The organism is Sabulicella rubraurantiaca, from assembly GCF_017355885.1.
In the GTDB taxonomy this organism is placed as follows: domain Bacteria; phylum Pseudomonadota; class Alphaproteobacteria; order Acetobacterales; family Acetobacteraceae; genus Roseococcus; species Roseococcus rubraurantiacus.
This window is the reverse complement of record NZ_JAFEUU010000037.1, coordinates 1-15,976: the sequence shown is the minus strand read 5'-3', so window position 1 is coordinate 15,976 and position 15,976 is coordinate 1. Positions and strand designations below refer to the sequence as shown.

Below are 15,976 nucleotides of genomic sequence, written 5' to 3'. Positions count from 1 at the left end.
GGCCCGAGCGGACATGCGGCATCAGCGCCGGGATGACGTCGAACATCATGTCGATCGTGCCAGCCAGCAGGTCGGTGATGGCCGGGCCGCCGCCCCGATACGGAATGTGGCTGATATCCATTCCCGCTGCGCGGTTGATGGAGGACAGCGTCAGGTGACTCGTCGTCCCTGCACCTGACGAGCCCATGCTGATCCGTCCCGGTGCGGTCTTCGCAGCCGCGACGAGGTCGGCGAAGCTTCGCCAGGGCCGGTCGGCATTCACCACCAGCAGCACCGTCCCGGTCGAGACGCGCGTGACGGGCGCCAGGTCGCGCATCGGGTCGAAGGGCATGGAGCGGCGATAAAGGAACTTGTTCGCCGCCAGGAGCGCCGCGGCACTCAGCAGGATGGTGTGCCCATCGGGCTCGGCCTTGGCGACGGCGTCGGCGCCCACGTTGCCACCCGCTCCACCGCGATTGTCCACCAGGAAAGGCTGTCCGAGGATGGGCTGCAGCCGCTCGCCGAGGAGGCGCCCAGTGATGTCCGATGCGCCGCCGGCCGGGAAGGGCACGATGAAGCGCACGGGCCGGGTGGGCCAACCCACCTGGGCAGAGGCCAAGCCCGGTGTAGCCAGAAGGGTGGCTGCGCTCAGTAGGTGGCGCCGGGTTGTGCTCATGAACAACTCTCCTTCGCAAAGGGATCGGCCCGTTGGCGGGATGCTGGGCGTTCCTTCCTTTTCTGAAAGCCTATACAGCCTTGCGAGGAGCGCCACCTCTGGGCCGGCCTGTCGAGGGAAATGGGCCGGGGGCCAATTCGCTTCCAGCTGGCGTTGCATCCCGCCGCTCCTCCTCTGAGGCTTAGCGTGCTGCCCTTGGGATTTCCGGTATTACGCCGACAGGATCGCAGCCGCGCTCACGAGGTCGGCAAGGGTTTCCAACAAGGAGCCTGAGCCAGAACACGAGAATCAGCGACAGGTCGATAGGCTGGGGAGCAAGATTAGACTGCCGATTGAAGGCCACTGCGCGGCTGCCAGACCACTGGGCCCATCTGATTTCGGTGAAACACGCGCAGCGCCGTGCGCCGGATGCGCAACCTGCCCAGCGAGAAGCCAAACTTTGCTTGGTGCGACTGTCCCGTGCCGCCTAAGCTGGCACCGGCACGCCGGATGGGGCGTGCCGGAAGAGATGTCAAAATCTCGGCAGGGAGGAGGAGCGGAGGATGACCGCCTTCAACGCCGTACGGTTTCGGGTCAAGCCTGGCCTGGAACAGGATTTCCTCGACGCGCATCGAAACGTCGGCCAGGATTGGCCTGGCCTTGTGCATGCCAACATCATCAAGACGGGCGATCGCAGTTACTGCATCATCGCGGAATGGGCCGACGCCGAGGCCCTTGCACAGGCGCGGCCGAACATGATTGCGACGCTCAACTCATTCCGCGCAACCCTCGAGGATCTGGGGCGCGGGCTTGGAGTCACCGATGCCGTGTCAGGCCCCGTTGTGATGCCGCTGAGATAGGGCGCGCTTCGGCCTCGAGGTGGGTACGCCCTCCGACCGAAGGGGCGAACTGCGGACCATGGCTCCGCCACGCCGCCAGTATCACGGGCGGCCACGCGGCCGCACGGGGTTCGGGGGAATGGTCGGCGGAGCGCCTCAGGGGAGACGGCCCCCCGGGGTGCGCCGGAGCGTTTCGCCCGCCTCGACAACGTGCATCGCGCGCCACGCTCTCCAAGGCGGGGTAGCGGGACGTTGCGACCTCCAAGCGTTCGGGCGCCGCCTAAGTCGCCATAGCGCGGACAGGGTGAGCGCGAGCGTCTTTGAACCACATGTCTGCCCGCCCGTGTTTTGAACAGGCAGATCAGTGAGCCCGGTTTACTGTTTTGTTTTTCTGCAGCTTTGGCAAGCTGACAATTGTAATGTGGAAAGCGAGATAAGCTGGGGAGAGACGCTTGCGCCCCGCTCTGGAGCATCCCGCTCGGCTCGTACCGGCGGCCTTCCTCCTGGCCATTGCCTTGGGGACGGCCTTTCTGATCCATCCCTCCGCAAGCGCGGATGGCCGGGCCGTGCCATTTCTGGTGGCGCTCTTCACCGCCGCCTCGGCGGTCTGCGTCACGGGCCTCGTGGTGGTGGATACCGCTACGCAGTGGTCCGCCTTCGGACGGACGGTGATCCTTTTGCTGATCCAATTCGGTGGCTTTGGCATCATGACCGGTGCAACGCTCCTCGGCCTCCTGGTGGCTCGGCGATTGCGGCTCTCCACCCGCATCATCGCCCAGGCCGAGACCCGCAGCCTCGCGCTGGGCGACGTCATCTCGGTGCTCAGGCTGGTCCTGATGGTGACAGTAACGGTGGAGGTGACGGTCGCGCTTCTCCTCGCGCTGCGCCTCGCATTGGGACATGGGACCGGCTGGTCCGATGCAATCTGGCACGGAGCCTTTCATTCGATCTCCGCTTTCAACAATGCAGGGTTCTCGACCTGGTCCGACAATCTGGTGAGCTTCGCGCGTGACCCTTGGTTCCTCGCGCCCATCGCCGCAGCGGTGGCGATCGGGGGCATTGGCTTCCCGGTGCTGTTCGAACTGCGCCAGTACCCCTACCGCAGGGCGCGCTGGTCGCTGCATACGAAGCTCACTCTGCTCGGCACGGCGATCCTGCTCGTGGCGGGATTCCTGGCGGTCCTCCTCTACGAGTGGAGCAACCCGGACACGTTGGGCGCACTACCGCTTGCGGACCGGCTCTTGAACGCCGGCTTCCATTCGGTCGTGCTGCGGACGGCGGGGTTCAACGCCCTCAACATCGGCGCCATGCGCGACGAGACGTTGGCCGTTTCCTATGCGCTGATGATGATCGGAGGCGGGAGCGCCGGCACGGCGGGAGGCATCAAGGTCAGCACGTTCATGCTGCTTGGCCTCGTGGTCTGGTCAGTGGCGCGGGGCCAGCCGGACACGACCGCCTTTGGCCGTCGCACCGCGCCCAGCGTGCAGCGCGAGGCGCTGACGGTGGTCCTGCTGGCTGTTGGGCTGGCGGCCATTGGTACTCTACTGCTGCTGAGCCTGACCGATTTTCCGCTGCGCGACGTGGCGTTCGAAGTCGTCTCGGCCTTCGCCACCGTTGGGCTTTCCACCGGCATCACGCCGGAACTGCCACCAGTGGCGCAGCTTGTCCTGATCGTGCTGATGTTTGTCGGGCGGGTGGGCACCATTACCGCGGCCACGGCCATTGCGCTGCGAAGGAGGCAACCCCGGTTCCGCTATCCAGAGGAGCGCCCTATCGTTGGCTGACCTTTCCAAGGACGACCCCGTCGTCGTGATCGGGCTGGGCCGCTTCGGCGGCGCCGTGGCTGCCACCCTCGTGAAGCTGGGCCACGAAGTGCTCGGCATCGATGAAAATGCCGAAGTGGTTCAGTCATGGGCAGACGATCTGCGTCATGTGGTTCAGGCTGACACCACGAATGAAGGGACGCTGCTCAGCCTGGGCGTGCAGGAGTTCCCGCGCGCAGTGGTGGCGATCGGAACCGATGTTGAGGCGAGCGTGCTGACCGTTCTGGCGCTGAGCGAGTTGGGCGTGCCCGACATCTGGGCCAAGGCGCTCACTCCCAAGCACGGGCGCATCCTCGAGCGTACCGGCGCGCACCATGTGATCTATCCTGAGTCCGATATGGGACAGCGTGTCGCCCACCTCGTCACCAGCAAGATGATGGATTTCATGGAGTTCGAGGATGGCTTCGCCATTGGCAAGACACGCCTGCCGGCCGATGTCGCCGGCCAAACTCTGGCCAAATGCGCCTTACGGACGCGTTTTGGCGTGACGGTGGTCGGGATCAAGCGCCTTCACGAGGACTTTATTTATGCAACGCCCACCACGGTGGTGCAGGAAGGCGATATCCTCATCGTGTCCGGCGCCACGCGGTTGGTGGAGGCCTTTGCGGCCGCGACGTGACGGTGCTGGTGCGGGGAGGGCCGTTCGCGTGGGTGGAGCTTGCTCTAGGCATGATGCTCCTCCTGCGAGGTTCGTCGCGTGGGATCGGAACGCAGATATCCTTGCGCGCCGTCCGGGGCTGACACCTGGCGCGTCTTGATTTCTCAGGTTCAATCCGCCGCACGCCCGAATACCGGCGCACTGCCTTGGTCGGGACTGAGGGAGGTCACGAGTTCGGCCGCCCACGCGCTGGATTTCTCTTGCCAATGAGGTGAGGTGGATCAATCCTGAGGTGCCGGGGTGCTGTCGATCCTTCTCGGAAGGGATGGCCGATGCGGCTGGTCTGGCTTGGCCTTCTGGTCCTGATCGCTCCTTTCGACGCGGCCGCCCAGTCGATGAGCTTCGCCTTCCATTGCTTCGCGAATGCGAGCGAATCCTGCTTCGTCATCGCCAAGGGTACGCTGGACGGCGGGGCGGCGGACCGGTTCGACGCCTTCCTTGATGGTCCGAACGGGGCCGAGGGGTTCCAGGTGCTGCTGGACAGCTCTGGCGGCAGCCTGCAGGACGGCATGGCGCTCGGCCGGCGGATCCGGGCGCGCGAATTCCACACGGTCGTCGGGCAGCATGACGGAGCCGGTTTCGATCCCCCCAATCCTGGCAACTGCCTGAGTGCTTGCGCCTACGCGTTCCTTGGCGGGGTGGGACGGCGCGTCCCGGAAGGCTCGCAGCTGGGCTTCCATCAGTTCGGATTGCCCGGCGGTGCGGCGCTGCCGAACGCAGCCGGGCTCGCCGGCGGCCAGGAGATTTCGGGGCTGCTGCTTACCTACATCATCGAGATGGGCGTCGACCCGCGGCTCTTCGTGCTGGCGAGCGCGACACCGAGCACGGCGATGACGTATCCCTCCCTCGAACAGCGGCTCGCCTACGACATCGAGACGCCGCGCGGCTTCGATCGCTTCGTTCTGGAGCCCTATCGCGCCGGCGTGATTGCGGTGAGCAAGCGGCGGGATACGCCCCGGATCTACGACCAGGCGTCGCAACTGACCGCCTTCTGCCGCGCCCGGGCGGCGAGGCTTCTTTTGACGGTCCCGGGTGTTCCAGTGGAAGCCGGTGTCGGCGCGACGCTCGGCTTTGGCCCGACAGCGGCGGAACGCGAGATCAGGCCGGCGCAGGTTTCGAGCCGCGCCGCCGGGGATGGTGCGGTGTTCGAGGTGGCGCTCACCCCCGAGGAGGCGCAGGCTCTCGCCCAGGCGCGTGAGATGAGGTTGCAGATCAATGCGCCCCGCGTCGCAGGCGGTCCGCATTGGATGCAGCGCACCCTGACCAGCGCCGACCGGCAGACGATCGCTGCCGCGTTCCGGTTCTGCATTTGACGGAGGCGAGCTTGCGCGGGTGGGAGGCAATGTGTCTGATTGCGGTCGGAGCGCTCCTCACCGGACAGGGGCCACAGCCGGGGCGGCAAGGTGAGGCGGCGAGCACACCACATTACCGGCTCACGGCCGCGACGCTCGCCTGCTTCGTCCAGCATCGCGAGATCTACAAGGCCGCGTCCGGGGAACCGGTCTTCCTTTTGGCCAACCGTTGTCCGCCCCAGCGGCCGCCTTCGCTGCTCGATGCGCTGACGAATGAGGGGCCGAACCTCCGCCTGGCTGAATCCACGGCGCTCGACCAGCTGGTGACACTGAACCGGTCCCAGCTTGCCTGCCTTGATCGTCTTTCGGTCACGGCCAGCGATACGGTGGTCTTCTTCTTTCCCGATGCCTGCCGCGTGGAGCCGGCGCCCGGGCCGCGCTGAGCATGTCCCTGAAGATCCCCGACTGGCTGGATGTCGCGCTGAAGGTGATTGCCACCCTCATCGCGATCTTCGGCGTCTGGAGCTTCTTCGCGCAGCGCGCTGAGGCGGTGAGAGTCGCACGCGAGGAGCGCACGCTCGCCTGCATCGCGCGCTTCGGCGGCACGGATATCGTGGCGGCCCGGACGGCGCTGCTCAATTTCTGGCGCCGCTACCCGACCTTCGCGGCGGAGGCGCGGTCACGGGCACTCTCGCCCCGCGAGTACGAGGGGTTTGTCACCGCCGCCTATCCGAACGACGCTGCCCGGGGCGAGGTCGATGCGGCGCTGATCCGGCTTCTTGCCTTCTATGACGAGATCGCGTTCTGCCATCGCGCAGGGACGTGCGACAGGGCGATCCTTCTTGGGTATTTCTGTTCCTACGTGACCCAGCATGCGCGCGTGTACCGGCCCTTCCACGCGCTTCTTGCGGCGGCGATCGGCGCTGACGGGCTCGACCGTCATCTCGACGAGTTGACCCGCTCGTGCCCCTCCTAGCGACGCATGGGGCCGGCAGCTGCCTCAGCTTGGCACGTCCGGCAAACCGGAGCGCGCCGGCGCCGGCGCAGTGCTCAATGCAACGCTCCGACACCACACTGCCTTTCTCACTCACCTCAGGAGCACTTGCGTGGAAGTCCGCGTGCCAAACTTGTTATTCCGGTGAAGACCTGCGCGGGGCACTTGGAGCCACGGCCGGCGGGGTTTCGGGCGGGTGGAGGCTGAGGCCGTGACCTTCTGGACGCAAAAGACCCTGGCGCAGCTGTCCAATACCGAGTGGGAGAGCCTGTGCGACGGCTGCGGGCGCTGCTGCACGGTTCGGCTCAGACGGGCGAATCTCAGGCTCCTGACACGGCTGGGCTGCCCGCTGCTGTCCCCGGAGACCGGTCAGTGCTCAGACTACGCCAACCGCCACGAGCGCATGGCTCACTGCAAGGCCCTGAACCCCGAGAATGTGGGGGACTGGCTGCCGCGCACCTGTGCCTATCGTCTGGTGAAGGAGGGCAAGCCGCTGCCCGAGTGGCATCACCTGGTGTGCGGCGACCGCGAGCGCGTGCATGAGGGCTATAGCGTGCGGGGGTGGGTTGTGCCGATGGAGCCTGGCATGGACCCGATGAAGCACCTCGTCGGGCATGAGGAGGGCTGATCTGACCGCTTCGCTGTGAAAGGGCTTCGCGCGGGTTGAGGTTCAGGATGCCGACGCATCGCGAGAAATGACTTTGCCATAGGCTGGTCTTTTGGCGCTTCAGCCTGACCCGCGAAGTGCGGCGGGCCTTTCAGCCATCTGGTAAGCTGCCTCCGAGCAGCAGGAAGATGCCCCAGCCGAGGATGGGCAGGAGCACGCCGCCGATGATCAGCACGCTCGCGAAATGTCCTGGATCCGGAGCGGTGTCGCTGCCGTAAGACGGATCCTCCAGCCCATACCAATCCGAAAGGCGCCACCAAGACGCCTGAGCTTCGTCTGCCATCTTCCGAGGCCTTCCCGATGGTGAAGCTGAACCTCAGACAGTGCTGCCCGCGTAGACGGCGGACAGCTTACTTGATGCGGGGCAGTTCGTCGAAGGTGTGGAAGGGCGGTGGGGAGGAAACTTGCCATTCCAGCGTGGTCGCCCCCGCGCCCCAGGGATTGGACGCCGCCACGGTTCCGCGGCGGAAGGTGAGGAACAGCGTCCAGCAGAAGATGAAGAAGGAGAGCCAGGCAATCGCGCCACCGATCGACGCGACGAAGTGCCAGGTCGCGAAGGCATCCGGGTAGTCCGGGTAGCGGCGCGGCATGCCCTGGTTCCCCAGGAAGTGCATGGGGAAGAAGGTCAGGTTCGCGCCGATGAAGAACGTCCAGAAATGCAGCCTGCCCCAGAACTCCGGGTATTGATGGCCGCTCATCTTCCCGATCCAGTAGTAGATGCCGGCAAAGATCGCATAAGCCGCCGCGATGGCCATCACGTAGTGGAAGTGTGCCACCACGTAGTAGGTGTTGTGCAGGATGACATCAAGGCCAGGATTGGCCAGAACCACACCCGTCACGCCGCCGACGGTGAAGGTGAAGATGAAGCCGACCGCGAAGAGCATCGGCGTGTCGAAGCGGATGGCGCCGCCCCACATCGTGGCGATCCAGGAGAAGACCTTCACGCCGGTCGGCACCGCGATCACCATTGTTGCCGCCGCGAAATACGCCCTCGTGTCTACGGTGATGCCCGAGGTGAACATGTGGTGCGCCCAGACCACAAAGCCAACCACGGCGATCGCGACCATGGCGTAGGCCATGCCGAGATAGCCGAAGACCGGCTTTTGGCTGAAGGTCGAGACGACGTGGCTGATGACTCCGAAGGCGGGAAGGATGACGATGTATACCTCTGGATGGCCGAAGAACCAGAACAGGTGCTGGAAGAGCACCGGGTCGCCACCGCCGGCCGGGTCGAAGAAGGACGTGCCGAAGTTACGGTCGGTGATCAGCATGGTGATGGCGCCACCCAGCACGGGCACGGCCAGCAGCAGCAGGAACGACGTGACGAGGAGCGACCATACGAAGAGCGGCATCTTGTGCAGCGTCATGCCTGGGGCGCGCATGTTGAAGATGGTCGTGATGAAGTTCGCGGAACTCAGGATCGACGACGCGCCCGCGAGGTGCAGCGAGAACAGCATCATGTCCATGCCGGGTCCAGGCTGGTACTCGGCGTCCGACAGCGGCGGATAGAGAGTCCAGCCAGGGCCCGCTCCACCCGGCACGAAGGGGGCGGCGGTGAGGAGGATGTAGGCCGGCACCAGCAGCCAGAAGGAGATGTTGTTCAGGCGCGGAAAGGCCATGTCTGGCGCGCCGATCATGATCGGCACGAACCAGTTGCCGAAGCCACCGATCAGCGCGGGCATGACCACGAAGAAGATCATCGTGAGGCCGTGGACGCTGACCCAGGTGTTCCAGGCCTGACCATCCGGGAAGAACTGCAGCCCCGTCTCCGCCAGTTCCAGGCGCATCAGCATGGACATGGCCACCGCCACGAACCCGGTGATGACGGCATAGATCAGGTAGAGCGTGCCGATGTCCTTGTGGTTCGTGCTGAAGAACCATCGGGCGATGAAGGCGGGTTTGTGATCGTGATGAGCTTCGGCTTCCGAGACCCCCATGGCGGTCTTCTCCAGCTCGTGTCGCCCCTGGAACGGCCCATGACTGCCCGCCGTTGCGGCGCCCGGACAAAAGATGCGCCTTTTGGTTTCCGGGCCGAAAGCGGCCCGCTGGGTTCGCCGTAGCTGCGTCTGGCGCAAGGCCTCTGCGCCTCAAATCAAAAGTCGGCAGTGGGAGGAGGACCAAGCATAAACTCTCTGCAGGCGCTCATGCTCGCGACCGTCTGGCATGGGAGGTGTTCATGGGGGGCGCGAGCCAACCCAGGCGGCTTCCGCCCTGGAGGACCCCTATGCGCCCAGCCGGATCACACGGAAGGCCGCCCAAGAAGATCGTCATTCTTGGCGCCGGCTTCGGCGGGCTTGAAGCGGCCCGGGTCCTCGCCCGTGCGCCTGTCGAGGTGACGCTTCTCGACAGGCAGAACCATCACCTGTTCCAGCCGCTCCTTTACCAGGTCGCGACGGCCGCGCTTTCGCCCGGTGACATCGCCTGGCCCATTCGCGCCGTCTTCCGCCGGAAGAGGAACCTGGCGGTGCAGATGGCGGAGGTCACGCGGATCGATGTCGAGGGACGCCGGCTTCATACGGCGGACGGGCGGGAGATCCCCTATGACCGGCTCGTGCTCGCGACGGGGGCGACCCACTCCTATTTTGGCCATGAGGAATGGGCGGAACACGCCCCGGGCCTGAAGACGCTCGCGGACGCGACGGATATCCGGCGGCGCCTGCTTCTGGCGTTCGAGGAGGCGGAGGTGGAGGAGGATGCCAGGGCGCGCCGGCGCCTCCTCACCTTCGTCGTGATCGGTGGGGGTCCGACGGGGGTGGAGATGGCCGGCGCCATCGCCGAGGTGGCCCGCCTGGCGCTCAGGCAGGAATTCCGGCGCATCGATCCGGCCCAGGCCCGGATCATGTTGATCGAGGCCGGTCCCCGCATCCTGCCAAGCTTCTCCGAGGAGCTGAGCGAGGTGGCGCGTGCCTCGCTGGAGCGGCTTGGCGTCGAGGTGCGATCCGCCGCCCGCGTCACTGCTTGCCATGCCTCCGGGGTGAGTTGCGAGGGCGAGGAGATCGAGGCGCGCACCGTCGTCTGGGCCGCGGGCGTGATGGCCTCGCCCTCCGGGAGCTGGATCGGGGCGGAACGCGACCGCCAGGGCCGGATCCTCGTCGCTCCGGACCTTTCCGTGCCGGGCCGGCCGGGCATCTATGCCATCGGCGACCTCGCCGCGGCCACGGACGCGGACGGGCGGCCAGTGCCTGGGATTGCCCCGGCTGCGAAGCAGATGGGCCGTCACGTCGGCAAGCTGCTGGCCGCCGAGGTCCAGGGTCAGCCCGGCCCAGGGCCGTTCCGGTACAGGCACCACGGAAACCTCGCGACGATCGGCCGCCGTTCCGCCGTGGTCCAGCTCGATGGGCTACGCCTCACGGGCCTCATCGGCTGGTGGTTCTGGGGGATTGCCCATGTCTGGTACCTGATCGGCTTCCGAAGCCGGATCATCGTCTCGGTCCAGTGGCTTTGGAGCTACCTGACGTTCCAGCGAGGCGCCCGGCTGATCACCCAGCCCGCCGGCGAGGCACGTGGTGCACGTGTCCCGCATGCCGCCAGCGCCGGCGACGCTGGACGCTGAGGGGGCGTGACGCTGGTCCCCGCCAGATGGCGCCAAGAGACGGGCCAGCGCCCAAGGGAAGATGCGGGCCGGTGCTTTGGGGTTCACGAGAGCAAGTGGGGCGATACGCCTGGCGCTGACTGGGACCGCTATCGACGCGATCCTTCAGAAGCCGATTTCGCGAGCCAGCCGGTCCCGGTTACGGGCGCAGTTGAGGGCGTAGGCATGGCGCGCCTCGCGGTTCAGCGTCGGGTGGCCATTGGCCGCGCAGAAGCGGCGCAGCCCCGGGAGGCTGATCTCCACCATCACGATCGCTTCGCGGCGCATCCCGCCCCGTGTGAGCTGGGCTTGGAGCCGCGCGCTCCATTCCTCCCAAGTCGCGGGGAGGGCGGCGGCGTCATCCTGGGCGGCCCGCAGCTCCGCGTAGTGCTGGGAGCCAAAGACAGGAACCACGATCCGCGCGGCGGAAGAATTTGGGAGCATCAAGAAACAACGCAGCACAGCACGCTGCGTCGGCATGCCCTGAGCGACGCGCGGGATTGGGGGCCGAACGGCGCTTGGCATGCCGGAAAGTGCCCCTAACTCCCGACCGTTGCCGGCTGAGTTCCGGGGCTCTGTTGCGCGAGTGCGGCGCCAAGCGCCCGTGCCACGCCCCAGGGAAAGCCGCTCCGGTCCCGATAGCTTCGTGCCTCGCGGCGACGGCAACGGTGGCGCGCGGTGGTGAGGCGGCGACGGGGCCTGGCGTGTTCTGGCTCCACATCGCCTCCCTCGCGGCCTCCAGCGCTCTCGTCGGCTACCTCCTCCACCGGGAGGTGATGACGACCAGTGCGCTCGCCTGCTTCACGGTCGCGATGGCGCTGCATTTCTTCGTGACGGATTACAGCCTCAACGAGGATCATCAGGAGCGGTACCGCAGCATCGGGCGATGGCTGCGGGCGGCCGCCGTGCTGCTAGGGCTCGGGGCGGGGGTTGCCACGGAGATCTCTGATGCCGCGGTTGCGGTGCTGACCGCATTCCTGGCGGGCCGCGTGATCCTGGACGTGCTGGACTTGGTCGGCCTGCCTAGCCTTGCCGCCACCCGCCAGTGCTTTGGGCACTCACGGACTTCAGGGGGCGTTGGATCTTGACCCAATTAGGTGCGGCCGTGTGGCACCATGAACCGAAGCGAAAGCAACACTTCGCCGTGGTCCGCCTGGGACAAGGCGACAGTGTTCAGTAGGCTCGGTCGCCACAAGGAGGCACGGGGAGTGGTTGCGGCTCGAAGTCGGTCCCGACTGGCGCTGCCGGCATTGGCGGCCGCGCTCCTCATGTGCCTGGCCTCGGCGCAGGCGAGTTCCAATACCGTTTGCGAAGAAGCCCCGAGTTCCGATCAGGCCGGATACGGGGAGGCCACCCTGCTGCCCGAGGAGGCCGCCACCTCGCGGCTGCGCCGCTGGAGCGGCGGGTTCGCGGTTCCCTTCGAGCGCGGGGAGGTCGTCTTCGCGGATGATCCCGGCTGCGCCCTCGACCCGTCCACCCCAGGCCTCCTCTCCTGCGTGGAGCCCGAATTCGTGGCAGCCTTCTCCGACCCGCCGGGCTTTCTCATCCGCCGCCATCACTATGAGCACACCGACTTCGTGTGGGTTGGTCACCGCTCCGGCACGCAGGTCGTTCTGGCCAGCCAGCCTCGCTTCTCGCCTGGGCTTCGCTGGATGCTCTCCGTGTCGCCGTCCAAGGCCGCCCACGTCTTCAACGGCATCGAGCTGTTCGACGTTGGCGGGTTCCAGGCCTCCCTCGTCTGGCAGCACGTACCGTCCGGCCCGCACGAGAAGTTCTACATGTTCTCCTTCCTGCGCTGGACGGGACCAGACCAGGCGCTCCTGTGCGCGTTCCGCGAAAATGAGGCCAACGCGCAGCCACACCCTCCGAGCCAAGTCGTACTGGAGCGAGGCCGGATGGGTTGGGCACTTCGCGAATTCAGGGACTGACGGTCTCTCATCCGACTCAGGAGTCCGGGGGACCCTTGGGCTTCGGCTTGTTGCCGATCTGCTCCAGCTTTTCCTTCACCTTCTGCTCCTCCTCCGAGAGCGCAGGGGGCTCCAGGGGAGCAACCCCCTCTGGCACGGAGTCGCCAGGATCCACTTCTTTCCTTTTGTTCGTGTCGGACATGGGAAGCTCCGTCCATTGTTGTGATGGGCCGGAAGCGCCTAGCCGTGACGGGAGTTGCGTTGCGCGGAATACGGTAGTGGCCGAGGCGAGGCGGCAAGCGCAGCGACAAGGAGTGGCGATGCAGGTGCTTCGCCCATCCGCGCGGCCGCTGCTCGGATTCGGGCCCATCAAAGACCGTCTGGATGAGGCTCCGATTACGCGGCAAGTCATACCGCTGAGGTCTGGCAGCCGATAGATCCGCAAAGGCAACGACCTATATACGAAGGCATGTTCTCGGTCTGAAATCCGCAAGAAGCAACCGGAGGCAGCACGATGTCCCATGCTGGAAAGCTGACGCGGCGAAGCATCCTGGTGGTCGAGGATGAGTACCTCATCGCGCGCGACATGGCGGAAGAGTTGGAGCTGGTCGGGGCCGAGGTGCTGGGTCCAGTCGCCACGCTGCACGCTGCGCTTCGCCTCATTGCGCGCAGTGGGCGCATCGACGCGGCCGTGCTCGACGTGAAGCTGGGGGCAGAAAGCGTCTACCCCGTGGCCGATGCCCTCAGGCGTCGCGGCATCCCGTTTGTTTTCTGCACCGGTTACGACCGCGGCGCACTCGCCCCCGCCTTCCGCGACGCCCTCTTGTGCGAGAAGCCGAGCGAGCCCGCCGACATCATCCGGGCCCTGCAAGACCAATTCAGGTCACATCTGGCCGCCTGAGGCGGGGAGACCTTCGCTCCCCGCCTTTCGGTGCGTTTGTTGCCTAGCGGCCGCCGCGGGAGTTTTCGCCGCCCTTTCGGCCAGCCTCGCGGGCGCGTTCCGGGTCATCGGCGAAGTTGCCGCCGCCCCCGCCACCACCGCTGCTGCCACCGCCACCGCCACCGCCATGGGACGCCTCGCCGCCTTTCCGGCCGGCTTCCGCCGCCAGCTCCCGGTCCTTCGAGAAGGAGCGATCCTCTGGCGCGACGGATTGCCCACCTTTCCGGCCCGCCTCGGCGGCGAGTTCAGGGTCCTTGGAGAAAGAGCGGTCCTCCGGCGCCACGTTCTTGCCGCCCTCGCGCCCCGCCTCGCTGGCGCGCTTGGGATCGTCAGCGAAATTGCCGCCACCACTGCCTTGTTGAGCCATGTGATCCGATCTTTCCTGTGATATCGGCCCGCTGCACCGAGCCGAAGCCAGAACGACCCGCAGGAAGGACTGTTGCAGACCTAAATATTCGATGGGCCGTTCTACAGATAATGTCACAATGGGATTGGAACCTATTCTTGGATTCTGGCTGCCATTTATTGTATGACCGTCTTGGGTGACAATATTGCCATGCCGAAGGCGAAATCCTTGCCTCGCCGTGCTGGAGCGCGCCGCTGGTGCTGGCGGAGATCGGAGGCCCGCGCTTGAAGAGGAGGCGGATCGCTCAGCTGAGACTGCATGCAGGTAGGCTACTTGGTGCTTGGTGCGTGAACTGCTGCGGCTGGGCGGATGCGTTGCGGTCTGCGCCCGACGAGGCGGCCAAGGGGGGAGGAGAAGCCGTCGCGGCTGCCCGCCAAACCAAGTCCACGTAGGGCGCGCGCCGCCTCCAGCGCCAGGTCGCGGGCGTGGATGCGCGCTCCGCTACCTTCGCGCACCAGTTTGAGCCTGTGCAGTGCGTAGAGCCCGGCCAGGGCCGCAAGCGCGAAGAAGAAGTCCCAATAGCGAAGAAGGATCCGCGGCGCCGTATGCGGGAGCTTGCGCGTCTTTCTGAGGGTGGATGGTTGGGGGGCCTGGACCCGCGCCATCTCGCAGCCAACCAACGGAATTTAAGGGCTACACCTGGGGAACCGCTTGCTGTCGGACACCTGGAGGCGCCAGTTCAAACCGAAGCGCCATGGCTCCGAGGCCGCCCGGCCCCGCAATTCCCCCAACTTTCGGTCCCTCCCTTTTTGTCACGGCATTCCCGAGGACACCGGGAAATGAACAATGAGACTGACGACCGCGCTTCTACTGCCGGGCTTGCTTATAGCTTGCGCCCAGGCCCCCGAGACCATCGCTGCGTCCTACGTCCCAGAGAGGCCGTTTCTGTCCTACACGTGCGAGCAACTTGCAGAGGAGCAGCTTCGCTTGGCGGGAGCCTTGGCACAGGCGTCTCAGCGACAGGAACAGACGCGCTGCAATGACATCGCCGGGGTGTTGTTCCTTGGGATGCCCATGAGGACCATGTCGGGCGGGAACATGGCACCCACCATCGCTCACTATCGCGGGACGCAAGAAGCGATGCTCCGGGCAGGGATGCGGAAAGGTTGCGGGCAAGTCCCAGCCCTCCAGGCCCCTCGCGTCTGATCTAACCGCTACCCGATGAAGCGCCTCACGGCACTCAGCGAGCTGTAATGGACAGACTTTCGGACCTTTAAAGTGCCTAATGGTCTTCTGGAGTCCTTCCCGCGCCCACGGCGGCCATGAGCGGGGACGGAATGACGGTGTGCGTCGCGGACTTTGCGGCCCGCCACCTTGTTGAGGATAGTGCGTGGATGACTATTGCCGGGCGAATCAACCTGTTTGCGACAAAGGAGCGGACGGAGTTGAAGCTGGACCAATCTCGAATTTCAGCTTGATTCTGCCCTTCACGCCCGTTTTGCCGCCGGTGCCTAAAAGACTAACGCTACCCTCGGCGCTGACAACAACAGAAACCTCGACCTCGGTTAGACTGTACTGCGGTAAAGTGCCAGGCAATTTGGCAAGCGCGTCGCCGAGGCCGGCAACAAGCCATTGAAGGTTTTTCTCCAAGAGTATCTGTCAGAAGACTTGAATGGTATCGGACTATAATCGCGGCCAGGAAAAATCGGGCTAGAAATGCATATGAGGTGGTTTTCATAATAAAGGCTATCTGGAAGGTCGACTGGGTTCATAATATTCGAAGCGGGAGGCCACGGCACGCAACCTGTGGGCGCGGCCGGACCGCAGCGGCACGACGCAGATTTACGGTCGCTAGTTTGGCCCCGGCGCATTGACCGGCCGCCGCGTACCCAGTGCCAATTGAGGTGATTTCGCCTGCCAAGCTCGCCGAACAACTTGGCTATTTATCATGGAAGGGCGGCTGTTGACTGAATTTGAGGGTGTCGCGGTTTGATTTTGTCGGAAAAACTTACAACCTCAATTGATTCCAATAATGGAAACTCGGCAACGATTTGATATTGGCGAGGAAGAAATTTCGGCATGCTTATTGCATGATCTCTTTCGCAGTCCATCCGGGGGAGATTCCCATTTTCGCTTGTCCCAGGACTGCGAAATAACGGAGGAACAAGATGCACAAGCATTCGACTTGGCGCCGCTGGCTTCGCTCTGGCGTGGCCCTGTCCGCACTGGCGGGGCTTGGTTTCCTCGCTCTGCCGCAGGTTGCGGAAGCGGCGCCTATCCCCGCTGGCTACGTGTGCGCTGGTGC

Annotated in this window: 18 protein-coding genes; 11 read left to right on the top strand and 7 right to left on the bottom strand. The window is 65.3% G+C overall.

All coding sequences use genetic code 11. The annotated features are described in order from the left end of the window. On the bottom strand, window positions 1-655 hold a 655-nt coding region (locus JTJ31_RS23945; RefSeq protein ID WP_207541260.1), incomplete at its 3' end, for a Bug family tripartite tricarboxylate transporter substrate binding protein. 542 nt (window positions 656-1,197) lie between these two features. Between JTJ31_RS23945 and JTJ31_RS23940 the strand changes: the two genes are divergently transcribed. The 7 genes from JTJ31_RS23940 (at window position 1,198) to JTJ31_RS23910 (ending at window position 6,868) form a co-directional block, all read left to right on the top strand. Then, window positions 1,198-1,494, top strand: coding sequence for an antibiotic biosynthesis monooxygenase (locus tag JTJ31_RS23940; protein WP_207541259.1), 297 nt, complete (start codon window positions 1,198-1,200; stop codon window positions 1,492-1,494). Between the two features lie 431 nt (window positions 1,495-1,925). Continuing rightward, window positions 1,926-3,257 carry a TrkH family potassium uptake protein gene (locus JTJ31_RS23935; RefSeq protein WP_207541258.1) on the top strand — a complete coding sequence of 444 codons (1,332 nt, stop codon included), beginning with the start codon at window positions 1,926-1,928 and terminating at the stop codon, window positions 3,255-3,257. Beyond that, window positions 3,250-3,915 (top strand): potassium channel family protein, encoded by a 666-nt coding sequence (locus tag JTJ31_RS23930; protein ID WP_207541257.1) that lies wholly within the window; start codon window positions 3,250-3,252, stop codon window positions 3,913-3,915. The genes JTJ31_RS23935 and JTJ31_RS23930 overlap by 8 nt, the downstream gene beginning before the upstream one ends. A gap of 311 nt (window positions 3,916-4,226) precedes the next feature. Continuing rightward, the gene (locus JTJ31_RS23925) at window positions 4,227-5,267 is read left to right on the top strand and encodes a COG3904 family protein (protein WP_207541256.1); all 1,041 of its coding nucleotides are present in this window, start codon (window positions 4,227-4,229) and stop codon (window positions 5,265-5,267) included. Between the two features lie 11 nt (window positions 5,268-5,278). Further along, entirely contained in the window at window positions 5,279-5,689 is a 411-nt protein-coding gene (locus JTJ31_RS23920) for a hypothetical protein (RefSeq protein ID WP_207541255.1), read from the top strand. Window positions 5,690-5,691: 2 nt separating this feature from the next. Continuing rightward, window positions 5,692-6,222, top strand: coding sequence for a hypothetical protein (locus JTJ31_RS23915; RefSeq protein WP_207541254.1), 531 nt, complete (start codon window positions 5,692-5,694; stop codon window positions 6,220-6,222). Window positions 6,223-6,451: 229 nt separating this feature from the next. Beyond that, on the top strand, window positions 6,452-6,868 hold the full coding sequence (locus JTJ31_RS23910; protein ID WP_207541253.1) for a CxxCxxCC domain-containing protein: 417 nt from the start codon (window positions 6,452-6,454) through the stop codon (window positions 6,866-6,868). A gap of 130 nt (window positions 6,869-6,998) precedes the next feature. Here the strand turns inward: JTJ31_RS23910 and JTJ31_RS23905 are convergent, their stop codons facing one another. Together JTJ31_RS23905 and ctaD are read right to left on the bottom strand one after the other, a co-directional pair. Then, on the bottom strand, window positions 6,999-7,190 hold the full coding sequence (locus JTJ31_RS23905; protein WP_207541252.1) for a hypothetical protein: 192 nt from the start codon (window positions 7,188-7,190) through the stop codon (window positions 6,999-7,001). Window positions 7,191-7,257: 67 nt separating this feature from the next. Then, window positions 7,258-8,844 (bottom strand): cytochrome c oxidase subunit I, encoded by a 1,587-nt coding sequence (ctaD, locus tag JTJ31_RS23900; protein WP_207541251.1) that lies wholly within the window; start codon window positions 8,842-8,844, stop codon window positions 7,258-7,260. Between the two features lie 287 nt (window positions 8,845-9,131). Between ctaD and JTJ31_RS23895 the strand changes: the two genes are divergently transcribed. Further along, window positions 9,132-10,460 carry an NAD(P)/FAD-dependent oxidoreductase gene (locus tag JTJ31_RS23895; RefSeq protein ID WP_207541250.1) on the top strand — a complete coding sequence of 443 codons (1,329 nt, stop codon included), beginning with the start codon at window positions 9,132-9,134 and terminating at the stop codon, window positions 10,458-10,460. Window positions 10,461-10,604: 144 nt separating this feature from the next. Here JTJ31_RS23895 and JTJ31_RS23890 read toward each other — a convergent pair whose 3' ends face one another. Further along, complete coding sequence (locus JTJ31_RS23890) at window positions 10,605-10,922, bottom strand: hypothetical protein (RefSeq protein WP_207541249.1); 318 nt, start codon at window positions 10,920-10,922, stop codon at window positions 10,605-10,607. A gap of 224 nt (window positions 10,923-11,146) precedes the next feature. Between JTJ31_RS23890 and JTJ31_RS23885 the strand changes: the two genes are divergently transcribed. Further along, the gene (locus JTJ31_RS23885) at window positions 11,147-11,566 is read left to right on the top strand and encodes a hypothetical protein (RefSeq protein WP_207541248.1); all 420 of its coding nucleotides are present in this window, start codon (window positions 11,147-11,149) and stop codon (window positions 11,564-11,566) included. Window positions 11,567-11,593: 27 nt separating this feature from the next. Beyond that, window positions 11,594-12,406, top strand: a complete 813-nt coding sequence (locus JTJ31_RS23880) for a hypothetical protein (RefSeq protein ID WP_207541247.1) — start codon at window positions 11,594-11,596, stop codon at window positions 12,404-12,406. Window positions 12,407-12,422: 16 nt separating this feature from the next. Here the strand turns inward: JTJ31_RS23880 and JTJ31_RS23875 are convergent, their stop codons facing one another. Beyond that, complete coding sequence (locus JTJ31_RS23875) at window positions 12,423-12,587, bottom strand: hypothetical protein (RefSeq protein ID WP_207541246.1); 165 nt, start codon at window positions 12,585-12,587, stop codon at window positions 12,423-12,425. A 312-nt stretch (window positions 12,588-12,899) separates the two neighbouring features. On the opposite strand from JTJ31_RS23875, the gene JTJ31_RS23870 reads away from it, so the two are divergent. Further along, on the top strand, window positions 12,900-13,286 hold the full coding sequence (locus JTJ31_RS23870; RefSeq protein WP_207541245.1) for a response regulator: 387 nt from the start codon (window positions 12,900-12,902) through the stop codon (window positions 13,284-13,286). Window positions 13,287-13,329: 43 nt separating this feature from the next. On the opposite strand, the gene JTJ31_RS23865 is transcribed toward JTJ31_RS23870, so the two are convergent. Together JTJ31_RS23865 and JTJ31_RS23860 are read right to left on the bottom strand one after the other, a co-directional pair. Next, on the bottom strand, window positions 13,330-13,692 hold the full coding sequence (locus JTJ31_RS23865) for a con-10 family general stress protein (RefSeq protein WP_207537641.1): 363 nt from the start codon (window positions 13,690-13,692) through the stop codon (window positions 13,330-13,332). 1,392 nt (window positions 13,693-15,084) lie between these two features. Then, complete coding sequence (locus JTJ31_RS23860) at window positions 15,085-15,321, bottom strand: Pepco domain-containing protein (RefSeq protein ID WP_207541244.1); 237 nt, start codon at window positions 15,319-15,321, stop codon at window positions 15,085-15,087. Window positions 15,322-15,976 lie beyond the last annotated feature (655 nt).